This is a genomic window from Alicyclobacillus hesperidum subsp. aegles, from assembly GCF_027923525.1.
Classification (GTDB): Bacteria; Bacillota; Bacilli; order Alicyclobacillales; family Alicyclobacillaceae; genus Alicyclobacillus; species Alicyclobacillus aegles.
On the sequence record NZ_BSBJ01000004.1, the window covers coordinates 82,065 to 99,482 of the forward strand.

Sequence of the window (17,418 nt, forward strand, 5' to 3'; positions counted from 1 at the left end):
AAGGTGCGCCGCTAGTGGCGCACCTTGTTTGTTTAGCAGTGCCATCTATCGCGACATCAGTGCGTGATGTAGCGGCGAGCCCCTATATACTTAGGTCCCCAATACGAATTGAACACGCTGTCGATAGATACACCCATGTCCTGTGAGTCAATCATCAATCCGTTGCCGATGTAGATGCCGACATGAGATGCTCCAGGTGCATACGTGCTGAAGAATACCAAGTCGCCCGGCTGTAAATCATTTTGGCTAACAGGCACACCTGCCGCAAATTGTTCTTCCGAAGTACGGCTGATATAGACACCAAAATGGGCAAACACATACTGCGTAAATCCAGAGCAATCGAACCCGCTTGGCGACGTACCGCCCCAGACGTATGGCGTACCGAGGAATTGCTCTGCATAGCCGATAATTGAGTTCGGATCCGCCGGAACCAACGCCGCCTGTTGCTGTTGAACGTATTGAGGGTTGCTCTCTTGTTGCTCGGCTGCTTGCGTCGCTGCCTGAATCGCTTGGATATCGGACTGCGTCAACTGAATTTGACTCTCGAGCAGCCCTTGTTGCTTCTTACCACTTTGGATGTCAGCCTCAACCACTGCTAAATTGTGTTGCTTCTCACCTTTAAGAGCTTCGTCTGTCGCCTGCAACGCCTGCAACTGAGCCTCTACTTGGGCAACCTGCTGCTCAGATGCCTTGACTTCATTTTGTTTATCGACAATGGCCTGTTGCAGTGTCTTGACAGACTGAACGACTTGATTCTGGGTCTTGGACACGACGGATAAATCATAGAGGCGAGAGAGAAAGTCTGTGAAGCTTGTGGCATTAAATAGAACCTCTAAATAGGAAACATTCCCGTCCTCGTATTCACTGCGGACGATCTGCGCGAGCTCGTTTTGGTCAGTTTCCAACTCCTGTTGATTCTGCGCCAATTGCACGCCTAACTGGTGTTCCTGCGCCCGCAAGGATGCCATACGCGCATGATTCGTCTCAATCTGCAACTCTACGGTATGTATCGAATTGTCAAACGTGGCAATGGCGTTTTTCAGCGCCAATTCCTTCGCTGCGTCGGATTGTACTTGTTGTTCTACAGTGGTCTTTTCGCTCTGCAACTGCGCCAATTTCTGTTGGTCTTCAGCCAATGAATTTGCGAAAATGTCACGTGGAAAAAACACAAACGACAAAGCTACGATTGCGGATACGCCATACATCCATTTTGACTTAATCTGCATACTCGCTCCTCACTGCCAATATCGGATTTGAATTCTATACCTGCAGTTCCCGACAATCCATCAATAACACTGTGTTTCTAGTTCTATTCGACAACTTCTTCGAAAATCCTGCCGCAAAAATCGATCTATTGTCTCTATATCTTCGCCGATGTCTCTTTTTACAACTTAAACCACGCGATCTACCCAGTGAATCCCGTTTCATTTTGACGATTTTTTGAGATAAAATAAGGTTCACCATCGCATGACCATCGTGAGATCCAATTGAACCAGGTAACTTCAAGGCGTTTTCAATGCTAGCTGGTTATGCTGTGCTAAACCGGAAAGGGATCAAAAGGCAAAGAACCTCAGGAGAGTGAACCCTGGTGTCAACTACACTAGAACTCGGCTTACGGTTACCGTCCCGTGACGTGAAGCCACGGACGACTGGGCTGACCATCGTGATCGACAATGGCGTGCCCCTTCGTTTTTTTGAAGATGTGATGGAGAGTTCCGGCGATTGGGTGGATCTCGTCAAGTTTGGTTGGGGCACTTCACTGGTGACCCCGCGGCTGGATGAGAAAATCGCATGCTTACGCCGTCTGGGTATCGATTATTTCTTTGGTGGAACGCTGTTTGAGAAGTTTTACGTGCAGAATCAAATCGACGCATACGAGAAGTTTTGTCTGCAACACGAGTGCCGTTACGTGGAAATTTCCAACGGGACCGCGCCGCTATCGAATGAAGAGAAATGTCGCTGGATTGCACACTTCGCCGAGCGCTTTAAAGTACTCAGTGAAGTGGGCTACAAAGATGTCAATCAATCGTTGATGCTGCCTCCCAATCGCTGGATTCAGTTTATTCAAGAGGATTTCGCAGCGGGCGCCAGCTATGTCATTACCGAAGCTCGAGAATCCGGCACAAGTGGCATTTGTCGCGAAAATGGCGAGTTGCGCTTTGGGCTCATTGAAGAAATTCTCGATGCCAATATCGAGATCGAAAAACTTGTCTTTGAAGCGCCAAACAAGTCGTTACAAACTCACTTTATCGAGAAGGTTGGAAGCAACGTCAACCTTGCGAACGTGCCGTTTGCCGATATTATTCCACTCGAGACGTTGCGACTCGGACTGCGTTCCGATACTTTCATGTTGTTTGAAGGCTGAATCTCAATTCCCTGGCACGGCCTGAAGGAGGACTATGTATGCGCGATCCCCATAACGTGTTTCACTTGGCGATCCCTGCCCGCGATCTCGATGAAACGTACGACTTTTATGTGACGAAGCTTGGATGTAAACTCGCACGCCGCTATGCGGATCGAATTACGTTAGACTTTTTCGGTGACCAAGTGGTTTGCCATCTCTCAGACAATTTCGATCGCGACGTGAAGATGTATCCGCGCCACTTTGGCGTCACGTTTAGGGACAAGCGGCAATTTGATAACCTGTACAAGCTGGCGAAACAACGCGAAATCCCGTTTTTCCAAGACCTGTCGAAGCGTTTTCAAGGAATGATTGAAGAACATGAAATGTTTTTCCTGCGCGATCCATCCAATAACCTGCTCGAATTCAAGTACTACTACGATGAGCGCATGATGTATTGAGCCACGGCGCCAGCCCAGCTGGCTGGCGCCTCATGACGGGCGCCGCAAGCGCGACTGTTGCACGCGCGCAAGGATAAGTAAGCCAACACACGCGAACACGGGAATCATGATCCACCAAAAGATGACCAGCACGGGCCAGGCATCATTGACGCTCACGACTTCCACCGAGGTGTGAAACAGCCAAAAACCAAACACGACAATCCAGGCTCCCACGGCGGGGACAACCGTCCGGGCTTCGAGCGAGGGCCAAATGCGCTGTAAAGCCGTGCAAATCACATACAGGTTGATGCCAATTTTGATGACAATGGTGGGCAACCATAACCCGACAATTGGTAGATCAAAGCGATCCAAAAAGTCCGTTAAGCGAATTTCGCGAACCGCTTCATACGCGGGATACATGAGGTGGCCTGCCAGTGTACTGCTGAGATTGAGCTGACATATGATGAGCACAAACTCGAGCAAACCACAGGAAATCAATATCGCCATACAGGACTGGCGAAACGTAAAATGCTGATTCGAGAACATCAGCGGCAAAATCATGATGTTGCCAATTGGGGTCAACGCATACCAAACCCCCACCATAGGGCGAATCATCCCTTTTTCAAAAAACGGTTGCATATACTGCCAGCTTAAGTCCGGAATGAGGAGCAACCCGGCGCACAAAGCGACAACGATAAACAGCGGTATATACAACTCCGCCATGCGCCCGACAATTTCAATTCCTCCGCGCACCATGAACACACACGTCGCTGCGATGAGCGTTGCAATCAAAATGGACGGCGTTCTGGGCAAGAAGACGACGTTAACAAAATCCGTCCCAAGCCGCAGATCTTTGCCCATGTCGAGGGTCAGTAACAGCACGTACGCACCAACCAAACACTTGCCAAGCCACCCATACTTTTCGACAAAGAGCGTCAACAAGTCTTTGCCCGGATGAGCGTGCAAGGTGCGGTTAACCACCCAAAGCACGCCAAGCATGATCAGCGCACACGTGGGCACGCCAATCCACGCGTCTTGCCTCGCCAAGCGCAGGATTTGACCAGGCCACGTGACAAGCGTCGCCGAGAATACATAACAAAGACCCATGATGACAATCTGGCGCGACGAAGCCGTTTCCAACTCAACTCACCCCGCAAATGAGAACTTCGGGAGCCACGCGAATGACGTATGTGTGAACATTAAGGTGTTCGAGAGCACCCACATGGTTGCTGCTGACAATAGACAAACAGCATAGATGATGCGGGTGACCCGATTGCTCTTTTTCCACTCGCGCCATTGAACGAACAACAAACCTCCAACTAGGCCGACTGCCTGAATCAGTAGCAAAATCAAGACTGTAGCTCCTCCTCAGGTACCCCCACGGGTGACGTCGCATTGCCGCTGTTGCGAATCTCTACCTGCGCATCGATTTGAACTGGAATGTTCGGGTAGAACTCGTCTCGCCAGTTGTGCTTAACGTGATGCCAATACCCTGGATAGTTTCGATAAACACGATTACAGATTCCAATCGGATCCGCGTGCAAGCGTTGCAGTTGATCGACTCCCAAGCGCATATCATCTGTGACGGCTTGACTTGCCTGTCGTTCGAGACTGGCAAGATTCTGACTGCGCTCATAGGTCAGATTGGATGTATTTTCACTTAATGCCCCCGTTACGCGCGCTTTGATCTGGCACACCATTCGGCCATCCGGTGTCGGTTTCACTGTCGTGCGCACATGGTAGCTCGTCACCATCACCGAAACAAAGCCACTGCCGTTTTGCGCAGGTATCGTAATGAGCGGTCGGCGAAATTCACCCATTGCCCATAAAACGCCGTCCGCGGCACGGCCTGACAACATCGCAACCATCTTTTTCTTCTGGAAGATAGCTAGCCCGTTCAGTTTTAAGTTGGTCTGTGCATCGCCTGCATCTCCAGGTTTCGTCGTCGTCCATGATACAACTGGCATGATGGGATCTTGTCCTTCAGCCAGTAGTGCTTCTGTAACCCGTTTTACGGTTCGCGGGTGGATCATCGATTCGTTGGCCAATTCCCGTAAAAACTCGGCTGGGGTCTTCTCCATGGTTGCTTGCGCATTCAACAAATCTGCCGCAGGCCCTGAACTGACAAGGAGATATGTCGTCATGCGATTTTGTGGTATGCGGCTCATGACGTCAATAGGTGAAGCAATATTCTCTCGCGCCAAATCTTCGCCGAAGACGAAAACGCGCATATGTGAAAAGTACAATTGCCTCGACATTGCATTTTGTTGCTTCGCGTTCGCCGCCCGGAAGGTATCACCAATTGTCGAGTCGAGAAAATAGGCCTTATTCCCACTCGCTCCACCGCCGCCCCCTTTCTGACCAACGTCAGAGATTTTGCCAGGTAACGGCACCTGAATTGTCACTCGATAGTGGTTATCCGGAGTGATATCGGCGGCGGCCGCGGTGACAAAGGCAATGTCGTTGATTTCGCGCCTGTCCCAACAGCCGCTGGTCAAAGGCACCAGACACAACGCACAGACGAAGGTCATTGCCACTTTGGCCTTCATCGGGCTCCCCCTCGCGAACCGGATCGCTTATCCGGCCCTGGCATCTGACGTTCCGCCATACGCTTACGGTTGTGATGCGCAAAAGACGATGGACGAAAGACCATTTTCCACCATGGCGGTCTAAAGAACAGATCTTTGATTTCCTTGCGCTTGTACGGTGCGAGTCCTGAAAGATACGGAACCCCGAAGGATCGCAACTTGCAAAGGTGAATGGAAATCCACATGACACCGATGACAATGCCGAACATACCGAGTACCGCTGCCAGAAGCATCATCGGGAATCGCAATAAGCGGATGGCAATAGCGGCATTGTAACGGGGCAATGTAAACGAAGCGATACCCGTGATGGCCACAATAATTACCATCGGCGCGGATACAATCCCTGCTTCAACGGCCGCCTGCCCGATAACTAAAGCACCAAGAATGCTGACTGCTTGTCCTACCGCCTTGGGGAGTCGAATTCCTGCCTCCCGCAACGCTTCAAAAGTGAGTTCCATGATCAAAGCTTCAATAATCGCTGGAAAGGGGATGCTTTCACGTGCGGCCGCAACACTCATGACAAGACTTGTCGGCAACATGTCCTGATGATACGTGGTCACCGCGATATACATAGCTGGCAAAAAAAGTGCCAGAAAAAGAGAAATATAGCGAAGGACACGCACCAGATAGACAAGAAAAAACCGCTCATAATAATCTTCGCTGGCCTGTACGAACTGCCACCAGGTCACCGGAGCAATGAGCACAAATGGAGTCCCCTCGGTGAAGATGGCAAAACGGCCTTCTAACAACTGTGCGGCAATCGTATCCGGTCTTTCCGAATACTGAAACTGGGGAAATGGCGACATGGGCTGATCTTCAATAAGCTCCTCAATGTAGCCACTCTCCAAAACGCCGTCGATCTCGATGCTTGAAATGCGCCGTTTGGCCTCCGCAATGACCTTTGGATCCGCCAGATCTTCAATGTAAACGAGCAAGACTGCCGTCTTGGTGTACGTGCCCAATGTAAACGAATGCGCCTTAAGTTGTGGCGTCCGAATCTTGTGACGCAATAATGCTATATTGACCGACAGATCTTCCGTGAATCCTTCGCGTGGCCCACGGACAACTGATTCCGTTTCTGGCTCAGAAATGCTGCGACGTTCTGGCCCAGAAGTGGATAACAAGAAGGCCTGCGACACGCCGTCGACAAATAAGGCGGCCTGACCACCCACAATGCCATCGATGGCCTTCCGAAAGGTATCCGCTCGACCGACCCGCGCCAGAAGAACACCTTCGTCGCGAATCTTGTCAGGCGAAAGCCGATCCATAACATGCTCATCGTTCGCTTGAAAATCGTATATGAGAGGACGAAGTGCTTCCTCGCTTAAATCGGTAGCATTGACCAGTCCAGAAAGATACAACATGCAGGCATCCCGCGCATGGCCCACACACAAATGGCGAACTTGCAAATCTGAGCAGTCAGAGAAGACTTTGAGCATCATGGTCAGGTTGTCGTGCAAGTGGTCCGAAATGGGGACCTCGCAGGATGCCGCGTATGACGAACCACCCTCTATTTCCAGGGGTGTAGACGCATCAAGTTCCGTTCCCTGCTGTTCCGGACCACGCACAGACTCCGTCGGGCGTCTGCGACGTCTGCGAATCAACACTCGTCCGCTCACGTTCACCTTCCTCCATCCAAAGAATAATATGTAAGTCCAAACAGTATTTTATCCATAGACATAACGAAGCTGGCCTTGGTGCCCATGCACCAAGGCCAGCTCCACCATGATCCATATGTTCTTGTGCAAAGTTGCCGTGATCAAACACGTTAGCCCTTAATACCCAAACGGGCTGGTCGAGTTAAAGGGATCTGGCATCACACTGCCGCCGCCCGACGAGAACGGATCCTGTCCGGAATTGCCGGCCGCTTGATTTTGACTCGAAGCGCCAGACGCAGTGGTATTCGGCGACTCTTCCGAACCGATTTTCACATTGAGCGTCTTCTTTTGGCTGCCCCGGTACACGACGATTGGCACCGTCTCACCCGGCTTAAGCGTGAACAATTCGGTCCGCAGATCCGCAATCGACTGAATGGTCTTTCCGTCGATGGAAATAATCACATCGCCCGTTCGCAAACCAGCATTCTTCGCGTTGGCCGAATCGACCTTCTCTACATACACACCGTAATTGACCGGAATGTTTCCTGGCAAGTAGCCAGACGGTATGCTCGACAGATCAATGCCTTCAATGCCAAGAGCCGGGTGCAAAGCATGCCCTGTGCGGATAATTTGGTCCGCAACGTTCAGTACTTCGTTGGACGGAATCGCAAAGCCCATCCCCTCGAAGTCCTGCTCGACAATTTTACTGCTGTTAATGCCAATGACCTGACCCGCTGCGTTCAACAAGGGCCCACCACTATTACCGGGGTTGATGGCGGCATCGGTCTGAATGACAGATTGATAATCAAGTGTCGTGTCCGAAGTTGGCTCCTCGACGGGCATCATACGCTGATCGCCACTCACGATACCCGACGTCACGGTGTCTGCAAAATCAAGTCCCATCGGTGTCCCAATGGCAATGGCCGGTTCGCCGACCTGAATGTCATCCGAGTTCGCAAACTGCGCAGGCTGAATGCCTGGGAATGTCGACGCCGGGACTTTCAACACCGCAAGGTCTGTGTACGGGTCCGTGCCGACCACCGTAGCCCTCACCTGCTTGTTGGTGTTGAGGACAATCTCGACCTTCGATCCGCCCTGCACAACGTGGTTGTTCGTCACGATATAAGCATTGTTGCCATTCTTGTAAAAGTAGACGCCAGACCCGATGTCAGATTCCTGAGTCTGTGATTGCTGTGTAAAGAAGTCACTGGTCGTCGTGTAGTTGACGACAGCAACGACATCAGGCTCAACCTTTTTGACAACCTGCGTAATATCGTCATTTATATTGACGCTCACAGACATCGGCTTACTCGCTGACGTAGTCGAGGTCGGCAACGAAGATTCCGAAGCCAACGGTGTTTGTGCGTTTCGCACCATCGGCATGAGAGCGAGCGTCGCGCCTGCACCGACAAGCGCCGAGACAACCACGGTTGCGGCCCACTTCAGCGCACCAGCAGACTCGCGAAAGAAGCCGTTGCCCTGCCTCGAACGATAATAGCCCATTCCTGTTCACACCTTTCGACGTCAAGTCAGCTTTGATGCCTTTAGTATGCATCGTAAACCTTGAAACCGTATCGAAAAGGTCAGACCAAGAATGCTTGGCGTGATCGCAATAAGGCAAAAGCCGCCGCCTCGCCGCTACGCACCGCCCCTTCGAGACAGGCAGGCCAGTCTGTGCGCGTCCAATCCCCGGCCAAGAAGAGGCCTGTCATGGGCGTCACCGGTTGCGGGCGCAAATGCCATGTACCAGGTTCGGCGAGAAACGTCGCCTTCGGCTGCCAAACGACTTTCGCGGCAAGCAGTTTGGCATCGCGTGCGTCTTTGCACGCTTTGCCGATGGCATCTTGCACGCCGCGGATAATTTCTTGATGCGTCCAATCGCGGAATCGATCCGCAGCCGAGATCGAAACGGATAACCAGCGCCCGTCTTGTCCCGAATCGGGCAGCAAGCGACCGCGGTTAAACACGAACATGCCATCAAAGTCGGTCGCGGCAAACACGTCCTCGGCCAAAACTTGACGGTCATAGTTGAGAAACACATTGAGGATGGGGCTCCAACGCAATTTTGCAATGCCGCGAAACGGCTCTTTTCCTGCCCAGTCGTCTGGCAACATACGGAGTAAAGCATCATGTGGAACCGTGGAAACGACTTGCTCCGTCGCGACGAACGAACCGTCGCGCAGAGCTAGACCACACACCTTGTTCTCTGCAACCTGCACTCGTTCCACATACGTCGAATAGCGGATGGTCACGCCCCGTGCAACCAAGCGATCGATGGCGTCGCGTGCGAGATCGCCAAGGGGCCGCGTAAACAAGCCTAGCCGCGCGGGCTGCCACCCACGCATAAAGCCGATGTGAAACGAATGGGCGGCCAAACCAGCACTGATCTCACCAGCGTGGCCGTTTAAAATCGCCGTCCCAACCAAATCCCACACCAAACGAATGGCTGTATCCGATTGTCCTGTGGTCTGAAGCCACTTGGCGAAACTTACGGCATCCAGCTTTTCGGCCCGTGGTCGCATAAAGGCGAGCGCACCCGCAAGCGTCGACACGCGCTCGCTCGGAGACAAGTGCCCGTAAGCCAACAGCGCGGGCAACAAATGCAACGGCCCTACAAGGCGTCTGCTGGCGATGCGATACATCTGCCCATCGTGGTAGACAGGAATGTCAAGCAAAGGCTGCAGCCGATAGCCGCTACGTACGTCGAGGTGCTTCAACAACGCAATGAATCGATCACAGCACCCCAACAGCACGTGTTGACCGTTGTCCAATGCGAGTCCAGTTTCGCGATCGACAAAGGAAAACGCGCGCCCTCCTGGATAGGGCGTGCGTTCGAGTAGCACAATGCGCTTAGGATCTATGCCCTTGGATAGTAAGGCCTCGGCAGTTGCAATCCCTGCCCATCCCGCACCGATGATGACTATACTGTCGCTGATGCGTTCCATAACACACCCCACACCAAGCGCAATTTACGCGAACTGGATAACGCAATTCGGCGATCAAACACATTGAACCGACTCTCTTCTATCTTCGTCAATAATTCGCGATACATGAGAAACAGCATGCGCAAACAGCGAAGACTGTCCTCCTCAACCAGCGGGAACAGCCCTTTGGCTCGTTCATAGTACATCTCAGCCCGCTCGGCCTGCTCGCGCATCAGCGCCAGAAAGCCAGGCGTCAGACGTTTTAATCGTAGATCGTCAATCGTATAACCATGCCTGGCGAGCTCTTCAGAAGGCAAATACACGCGATCGCGCTCGATGTCCTCGCCAAGATCGCGAAGGATGTTGGTCAACTGCAACGCGCGCCCCATGTCCCGCGCCAAGGAAAGGGCTTTGGGATCGCGATAGCCAAAAATGTGGACACACATGATGCCGACCGTTCCTGCAACGTAGTCGCAGTATTGTTCAAGCTCCGCCATGGTTTGCAGGCGAACCGCGCGCATATCGATACGCATGCCCTGCACCATATCGTGAAACGGCTGTATGGGGAGTTGAAACCGCCGGACGGCGTCGCCCAATGCCAAGACGACCGGATGGTCTGAGCTTTGATAGCCGTCGGCAAAGGCTTGCTCGACGATGTGTTCCGCCATCGCGAGATGCGCCTCGGCTTCCTCACCCTCGTAGTCATCGACTGCGTCGTCGCAAATGCGACTCCAGGCATAAATCGCGTACATCGCGAGGCGCTTGTGTATAGGCAAAAGACGCATGCCGTAATAAAACGAGCTTCCAGCTTGGCGGGTCAGCTTTGTGCAGTGTTGATAGGCCTGGTCGATGTTCATCCGGGAGCCACCCCTCGTTGCGCGAAGCCCATGAAGGCTCGCATCGCAATACGTAGCTTTTGGCCGCTTGTCACCACCGGTCGACGTACAAACGGATCGTAATTTTGGCGGCGCAACGCTTCCAGAACAGCTTCGCCGCCGAGCCGATAAAGGCGCAACTGTAGCCCGAGTCGCTGCGGCACCAAACGCTCCAGGCGAGCCCCCTGTGTAAACCACTCGGCTGTGCGCTCGACCTCAAACTTGATGCAGGCACGCACACCATCTGTCATTCGAGCCTGGCGGATATCTTCCAAAGAGGCCCCGAATGACTCGAGATCCGCCTTCGGTACATAAATCCTACCATTCTTCAAATCGCGATGAATATCTTGAAGGTGATTCGCGACTTGTAAGGCTGTGCATGTGTAATCGGACAATGCGGCACGCTCCTCGTCGCAGCAGCCAAAGACGCCAAGCACGAGACGGCCCACGGGATCCGCCGAATACCGGCAATAATCCCGCAGGTCGTCCCAGGTCTCGTATGTCGCTTGGCGCTGATCTCGCCGATTGGCTTCAATCAGACGCAGGAACGGATCCATCGGCAGCCCGCACGCTTCGATCGTGTGTTGCAAGGCTCGAAAAACGGGCGTCTGCGGCGTGCCACCGTACGCTCGCCGCAGTTCTTCTTCGTACGCATCGAGGGCCGCCAGCCGATCCCCTTTCAGTTCGTCACCGAGATCGTCCACGCCGCGACAAAATGCATAAATAGAACAAAAGTGCGGACGAAGCTCGCGCGGGACAAAGAGCGAGACGACTGAAAAGTTCTCGTAATGACTGGCCGTCAAGCGCGCACACACCTCGAAATCAGCTCGCAAACCGACTGGGACCGACTGCATCGCCATTACCTCGTCAACCTGCCCAAGGCATCTTTGTAGCGACCGAGTGCCATAACGGGAAAGATGTGTCGATAAAGCGTATAGCCCAGGTAAAAGTCTCCGGGGAAGCCCGTTCCGGTGTAGTACGGTTCATCCCAACCGCCATCCGGCCGCTGCGTGCGCACGAGGTATGCGACGCCGCGCGAAACCGCGTCCGCTTGCACACGCCCACCGGCAATCAAGGCCATGAGCGCCCAAGCAGTCTGTGATGGCGTGCTCGGCCCCACTCCGGCAAAGCGCTCGTCGACATACGAACGACAGTCTTCGCCCCAGCCGCCGTCCTCATTCTGGTGTGCGACCAACCAGTCGAGTGCCTTCTGAACAAAAGGTTCCTTCATATCGACGCCGACCGACTTTAAAGCTGGCACCACGGCACCAATGCCATAGATGTAATTGACACCCCAACGCCCATACCAAGAGCCGTCAGGCTTCTGTTCGCGCTTCAGATAATTCACTGCCCGCGCGACGACTTTCCAAGCTTCGTCATAGCCAAAACTGCCGAAGCACTCCAGGACGTGTGCGGTAACGTCTTCGGAAGGCGGATCGATCACTTCACCAAAGTCGCAGAACGGGATGCGATTGGGAAGCTCCTTGTTGTTGTCGACGTCGTACGCCCCCCAGCCGCCATTCGAACTCTGCATCGCCGTCAGCCAGCGGAAGCCAGCCGTCATGGCATCGCGCCGTTCCGCCTCGTTCGGCAGTTTCAGGCCGTTTAACGCCCAAACGACAACCGCCGTATCGTCGACGTCTGGATAATGTGGATTGTCAAACTGGAATGCCCAGCCACCTGGCTTCGCGTTTGGCCGCCGTACTGCCCAGTCTCCCTTCGTGGCAATGCGATGGTCGAGAAGCCACTGTCCCGCTTTGACCAGAGCAGGCTCGTCTGGAGCTAGACCGGCTGCTCGCAGTGCGAGAATGGAAAGTCCCGTATCCCATACTGGGGAAATCGAAGCTTGGAACATCCATCCGCCGTATTCCAACTCTAGTCCATAGAGTTCGAGTCCCTCCCACCCCTTGATAAACGCAGGATGGCTGGTCATATTCATGACTTTTAGGGCAAGTAAGGCATAAAACCATGGCGGCTGAATGCCACCCCAACTACCATCGCCAGCCTGATGCTCGATCAGCCATTCGATGGCACGCTGCTCGGCAGCCTTGCGAAATGGATGAAACGATCCATTCTGGTATCCTTGCAGTAACTTATCGATGGATAAAAAGAGGCTTGAATTGCCGCCTTTGGCCGCGCGCCGACGGGGAGGCACGTTGGTCTCAAACAACTCAGGCACCTTGGCGTGCGCAGGCAACGGGAATACCGCGCGGCGGCTCATCACAATGGTGAGTGCGACAATTGTCGGCCTCGCCCACGAACCGAAATCATAGATATTCAAAGGCATGTTCTTGCCCAAGAACATGATTTCAGGCGGAACGACAGGCAACTTACGCCACGGATACTCGCCGACCAAAGCCAGCCATAAGCGCGTGAATACGCGGGCTGATTCAATCCCACCCTGACTTTGAATAAAAGCCAAGGCCTTCTGCATTCGTTCATCGTCAGGGGATAACCCAATATATTTCAGAGCAACATAGGCCTCGATGGTCGTGTCGAGGTCTTGTGGCCCGCCTGGGTACTGCGCCCATGTGCCATCCTCTCGCTGCTCATGCAAAAGATATGTCTTGATCTTCTCAAGGCGCTCTTTGTCCACCTTGCCCAAACAGTGACACAAAAGCACGTATTCAGCTTCCATGGTCACGTTGCTGAGCAAAGGCCCCCACCAATATCCTTCTTCATGCTGGCGGCTCAACAGGTACTCGACGCCGTTGTCGAGCGTCTGCATATAAGCTGGAATTTCAGCTAGTTGCTTGGTCATCCGACAACCCCCTTACACGTCAGTTCTGTCATTTCGAGACAGGCGCCATACCCGCTTCGCGAAACCATGTAATCGCCCGACGCAATGCGTCTTCGACCGAGGACTGCGGCATGCCGAGTTCCTGCACGGCTTTTGTCGCGTCAAAATACATTGGTTCCCGTGCCAGTTTGACACCTGCCACCGGCGCCCGTGGAGCCCGGCGCAACAAGCGCGACAACATGTAGTCGTCCACCACAGCCACCGACATGGCGACCCAGAACGGGATTTTTGCCCGCGGCGCGCGGCGACCAGAGAGGCGCGCCACCATGGCGACAAGATCGCCAAAGTGCATATTGCGATGGCCAAGAATATAGCGCTCGCCGCGCCGCCCACGCTCATAGGCAAGGAGATGACCCAAGGCGACATCCTCCACAGCGACTAAGTTCAGCCCTGTTTCGACGTATGCAGGCATCCGTCCAAGCATCGTGTCGAGGACAATTCGCCCTGTGGGCGTCGGCTTCACGTCGTACGGTCCGACCGGTGTCGACGGATTGACGATCACGATGTCCATGCCTGACGCCGCCGCATCCATCGCCAGTCGTTCCGCTAGCACCTTCGTTTTTTTGTACGTACTGTACACCTTGTCCGGATCGTTAAAACCGTCCTCTTCCGTCGCCGGCTTTCCGTCGTGCCGCAACTTCACGGCAGCGGTCGAGCTGGTATAGACGAGCCTTGGCCCGCCCGCGCGGCGCACGGCGTCGATTAGCCTGCGCGTCCCCTCGACGTTCGCCGCGTACATCACAGCGTCATCCCGGCGATCCAGCGAGTAGTGTGCGGCCACGTGAAAGACGGCATCAGAGCCGCGCACCGCCGCCTCAATGCCCGCGCCTGTCGCGAGATCGCCTACGCAAACGTCTGCGCCAAGGGCGATAAGCGGCTGCGCCCGCACGGGATCGCGCACGAGCGCCCGCACCTTGTGCCCGCGTTCGCGCAAAGCGGCGACGACATGGTAGCCGACAAATCCTGTGCCTCCTGTCACCAGCGCAAGCACGCCAGTTCCCTCCCGATCTGCTGCAAAATCCGACGCGCGCGCAGAGCGTGCAACGGCAAGCGCAACGCATGCCCCCAAGTCCCGGGGTGCCAGGACGGCAGTTGGTCGGACGCGGTGTCGAGCACGACGCGAATGGCGTAAAACGGAACGCCCTGCGATCTCGCCGCCTGTGCCCAGGCAAATGTCTCCTGGTCCACCCAGCGAGCGCCCACACGAAGTGCCAGTTCGCGCTTGTCCGCAGGCGATGCAGCGATGCGCCCAACCGAAGCGATACCTTGGTCGGCCCGCACGCCCACCCCAACTTTGCGCGCGGCCATCTGCACGGCTTCCAATAAGGGCTCCGGCAAAGGAGCGATCCGCTCGACGGCGCCGGCATCCGAAACCGCCGTTTGTGGCAACGCAATCTCGCCGCGCCGCGCGTCCGCGGAAAGTGCCCCGCACACGCCCACCCCCAACGCAAATGCCGGGCGAGCAGCCGCAAATACCTGTTCTGCAGTGGCACGGCCGCGCGCTGGACCCACGCCCGTTGCGATCACGCCCCAATCCAGGGCGGATCGCAAAGGACGGAGGGCATTTGCTTCAAACGCAAGTGCGGTCAAAACCAGTCTGGAAGCCATTTTTCGTTATGATGCGAAGAACCAACGCACAAGCTTCCAGGTATCCGCCGGCGACACAGCCTTGACCGCGGACATCTCGTAGCCGCTGTGCATCATGCAGCTCGCGCAACGCGGGTTCTCGCCATAGCCGAACTCGTCCCAATTCGTCTTTTCCATCATCTCTTGGAACGAATCATAGTGATCGTCCGTCAATAGATAGCAAGGACCTTTCCAACCTTTTGGGTTGCGGTTTGGCATCGCCCATGGCGTGCAGCGCAAGTCCTTTTTGCCTGTGAGGAAGTCGAAGTAAATTGGCGTATCGTAGAAGCGGATTTTGTCGCCAGCGTGTTCGAGGATTTCCGAAACCAGCTGATTGACCTCTTTGCGGTGGAGGAAGATATCACTGTGTGCGGAATCCACCTCTTCGTAGGTGAACGCGGGCGACACAATGCAGTTGTCGACTCCAAGATCCATCAACTCTTGGAGCAGTTCGGCCGTGTCCTTGGCACTTGCGCCCTTATATAAGGTCGTATTGGTCGCAACGCGGAAGCCTCGCTCTTTCGCTGCCTTGATGCCTTTAATCACGATGTCGAAGACGCCAGCCCTCTCGACCATGCGGTCATGGTGCTCGCGTTTGCCATCCAGGTGAAACACGAACGTGAAGTTCGGATGTGGCTTCAACTTGTCGAGCACGCGATGCAACAGGATACCGTTAGTGCAGAGCATCACGAGCTTTCTGCGCGCCAGCATGCCGTTGACGATATCGACAATCTCGGGGTGGACAAGCGGTTCGCCGCCTGCAATGGAAACGGCGGGGGCGCCGCACTCCTCGATCGCCTTAAAGCAATCTTCCGCTGTCAGGCGCAGTTTGAGCACTTCTTCGCTTTGCCTGATCTTTCCGCAACCGGTACACGTAAGGTTGCAAATTTCTGTCGGCTCCAGCATCAATACCATGGGATAACGTTTGACACCTTTGACCTTGTTCTTGGCAAGGTACTTAACCATGTCTACCGTCGCCGACAACGACTGTCTTGCCATCCTAATCCCCTCCTAGTCAATCCGCTTCGACGAATGAGAAGATAGAAATGAATCCTGTCTGAGGGAACAATATCCCATATTCGGGGTCAGAAGCAAATTCCGGGCAACTACATGTCACCCACAATCGCGATGCCGTCGCGCTGCTGCAAGCTCTTTAAGTACGCATGCTTGCCTCGCGCCGCGAGCCATTCGCGGAGCTTCCCGGTCACGACAACTGGCTTCTTCCGCAAATCGGCCCAGGTTCGGCACCCGGTCAAAACGAGCAACGTGCGTATCCCAGCATGTAACTCTTCCAAATAGCGATCCAATGCCGCCTCGCCATCTGGCTGACCAAGCAAACGCACGAGCGGACCGGCAATTCCGACCGCCTTCGCCCCCATCGCCATCGCCTTGACGATCTCGTCGGCTGTACGCATCCCACCGGACGCAAAGACGTCCGCGCGATCGCCCACAGCGTCCATCACTTCGGCAAGCGACGCAGCCGTCGATAGTCCCCAGTTTTGCCAAGAATCCGCGAGTTGTAAGCCTCGTCGCCACGCCTCGACCGCAATAAAATTTGTTCCCCCGCGACCGCCAACATCAATTCCCCGCACACCGCACTCGACAAACTGAACTGCCTGCTCGGCCGCAATTCCCTGGCCGACTTCCTTGGCAATCACCGGTACGCCTACGCCTTGCACCACATCCACAAGTTTCGCGAGCGCACCGCGAAAGTCGCGATCTCCTTCGGTCATGAACATCTCCTGGGCGACATTCCAATGCACCTGCAGCAGCTGTGCTCCCACGATGTCAACAGCCGCCTTCGCAGTTTCCACGTCCGTGCCCATGCCGACGTTCGCGATCACGACGCCATCTGGGTGCACTTCCCGAACGACGCTGTACGTGTATGCGACTTCAGGCGAACGCACACCCGCGGTACCGGAACCCAAGGCCATGGCAAGCCCATGCCGACGAGCGGCTCCGGCAAGTTTGCGATTGATTTCATAGACCTCGTCTGCGCCACCGGTCATGGCGTTCACCACAATGGGAGACGGAAGCGTCACGCCACACACTTCGCTCGCGATGGACACCTCGTCCACTGCCAACTCTGGTGCACAGCATGGAACGAGGGACACGTCCTCGAACCAGTTGGTGCTCGCCGGGTTGTCGCCGAGCGCGCGCACCGCAGCGACGTGCTCGACCTTGCGGCGCTGCCGCAGATCTCCAACCACTTTCGCCATGTTCCGT

At 54.7% G+C, this 17,418-nt stretch carries 15 protein-coding genes; 2 read left to right on the forward strand and 13 right to left on the reverse strand.

The annotated features are described in order from the left end of the window. Positions 1-56: 56 nt before the first annotated feature. Complete coding sequence (locus tag QMF38_RS02415; protein ID WP_058093919.1) at positions 57-1,226, reverse strand: C40 family peptidase; 1,170 nt, start codon at positions 1,224-1,226, stop codon at positions 57-59. 362 nt (positions 1,227-1,588) lie between these two features. On the opposite strand from QMF38_RS02415, the gene QMF38_RS02420 reads away from it, so the two are divergent. Continuing rightward, entirely contained in the window at positions 1,589-2,365 is a 777-nt protein-coding gene (locus QMF38_RS02420; protein WP_157057169.1) for a phosphosulfolactate synthase, read from the forward strand. 38 nt (positions 2,366-2,403) lie between these two features. Beyond that, positions 2,404-2,802: a VOC family protein gene (locus QMF38_RS02425; protein WP_040289593.1), complete on the forward strand. Its 399-nt coding sequence runs from the start codon at positions 2,404-2,406 to the stop codon at positions 2,800-2,802. 30 nt (positions 2,803-2,832) lie between these two features. Here QMF38_RS02425 and QMF38_RS02430 read toward each other — a convergent pair whose 3' ends face one another. From QMF38_RS02430 to fni, 12 genes are all read right to left on the reverse strand, one after another. Further along, positions 2,833-3,921 carry a GerAB/ArcD/ProY family transporter gene (locus QMF38_RS02430; protein ID WP_281758560.1) on the reverse strand — a complete coding sequence of 363 codons (1,089 nt, stop codon included), beginning with the start codon at positions 3,919-3,921 and terminating at the stop codon, positions 2,833-2,835. A gap of 209 nt (positions 3,922-4,130) precedes the next feature. Further along, positions 4,131-5,330, reverse strand: a complete 1,200-nt coding sequence (locus QMF38_RS02435; protein ID WP_058093922.1) for a Ger(x)C family spore germination protein — start codon at positions 5,328-5,330, stop codon at positions 4,131-4,133. Beyond that, positions 5,327-6,889 (reverse strand): spore germination protein, encoded by a 1,563-nt coding sequence (locus tag QMF38_RS02440; RefSeq protein ID WP_083495984.1) that lies wholly within the window; start codon positions 6,887-6,889, stop codon positions 5,327-5,329. Before QMF38_RS02440 ends, QMF38_RS02435 begins: the two co-directional genes overlap by 4 nt. Before the next feature lie 255 nt (positions 6,890-7,144). Then, positions 7,145-8,470, reverse strand: coding sequence for a S1C family serine protease (locus tag QMF38_RS02445; protein ID WP_058093923.1), 1,326 nt, complete (start codon positions 8,468-8,470; stop codon positions 7,145-7,147). A gap of 80 nt (positions 8,471-8,550) precedes the next feature. Continuing rightward, complete coding sequence (hpnE, locus tag QMF38_RS02450; RefSeq protein WP_058093924.1) at positions 8,551-9,912, reverse strand: hydroxysqualene dehydroxylase HpnE; 1,362 nt, start codon at positions 9,910-9,912, stop codon at positions 8,551-8,553. Continuing rightward, positions 9,888-10,748, reverse strand: a complete 861-nt coding sequence (locus QMF38_RS02455; RefSeq protein WP_281758561.1) for a phytoene/squalene synthase family protein — start codon at positions 10,746-10,748, stop codon at positions 9,888-9,890. The genes hpnE and QMF38_RS02455 overlap by 25 nt, the downstream gene beginning before the upstream one ends. Next, on the reverse strand, positions 10,745-11,620 hold the full coding sequence (hpnC, locus tag QMF38_RS02460; protein ID WP_058093970.1) for a squalene synthase HpnC: 876 nt from the start codon (positions 11,618-11,620) through the stop codon (positions 10,745-10,747). Before hpnC ends, QMF38_RS02455 begins: the two co-directional genes overlap by 4 nt. 5 nt (positions 11,621-11,625) lie before the next feature. Next, the gene (shc, locus tag QMF38_RS02465; protein WP_058093926.1) at positions 11,626-13,527 is read right to left on the reverse strand and encodes a squalene--hopene cyclase; all 1,902 of its coding nucleotides are present in this window, start codon (positions 13,525-13,527) and stop codon (positions 11,626-11,628) included. A 28-nt stretch (positions 13,528-13,555) separates the two neighbouring features. Continuing rightward, on the reverse strand, positions 13,556-14,557 hold the full coding sequence (gene hpnA, locus QMF38_RS02470; protein ID WP_058093927.1) for a hopanoid-associated sugar epimerase: 1,002 nt from the start codon (positions 14,555-14,557) through the stop codon (positions 13,556-13,558). After that, a complete protein-coding gene (locus QMF38_RS02475; protein ID WP_058093928.1) occupies positions 14,542-15,174 on the reverse strand; it encodes a phosphorylase family protein in 633 nt (210 codons plus the stop codon). The genes hpnA and QMF38_RS02475 overlap by 16 nt, the downstream gene beginning before the upstream one ends. A gap of 6 nt (positions 15,175-15,180) precedes the next feature. Continuing rightward, positions 15,181-16,191 carry an adenosyl-hopene transferase HpnH gene (hpnH, locus tag QMF38_RS02480; RefSeq protein WP_040289586.1) on the reverse strand — a complete coding sequence of 337 codons (1,011 nt, stop codon included), beginning with the start codon at positions 16,189-16,191 and terminating at the stop codon, positions 15,181-15,183. Between the two features lie 107 nt (positions 16,192-16,298). After that, on the reverse strand, positions 16,299-17,411 hold the full coding sequence (gene fni / locus QMF38_RS02485; protein WP_058093929.1) for a type 2 isopentenyl-diphosphate Delta-isomerase: 1,113 nt from the start codon (positions 17,409-17,411) through the stop codon (positions 16,299-16,301). Positions 17,412-17,418: the final 7 nt, after the last annotated feature.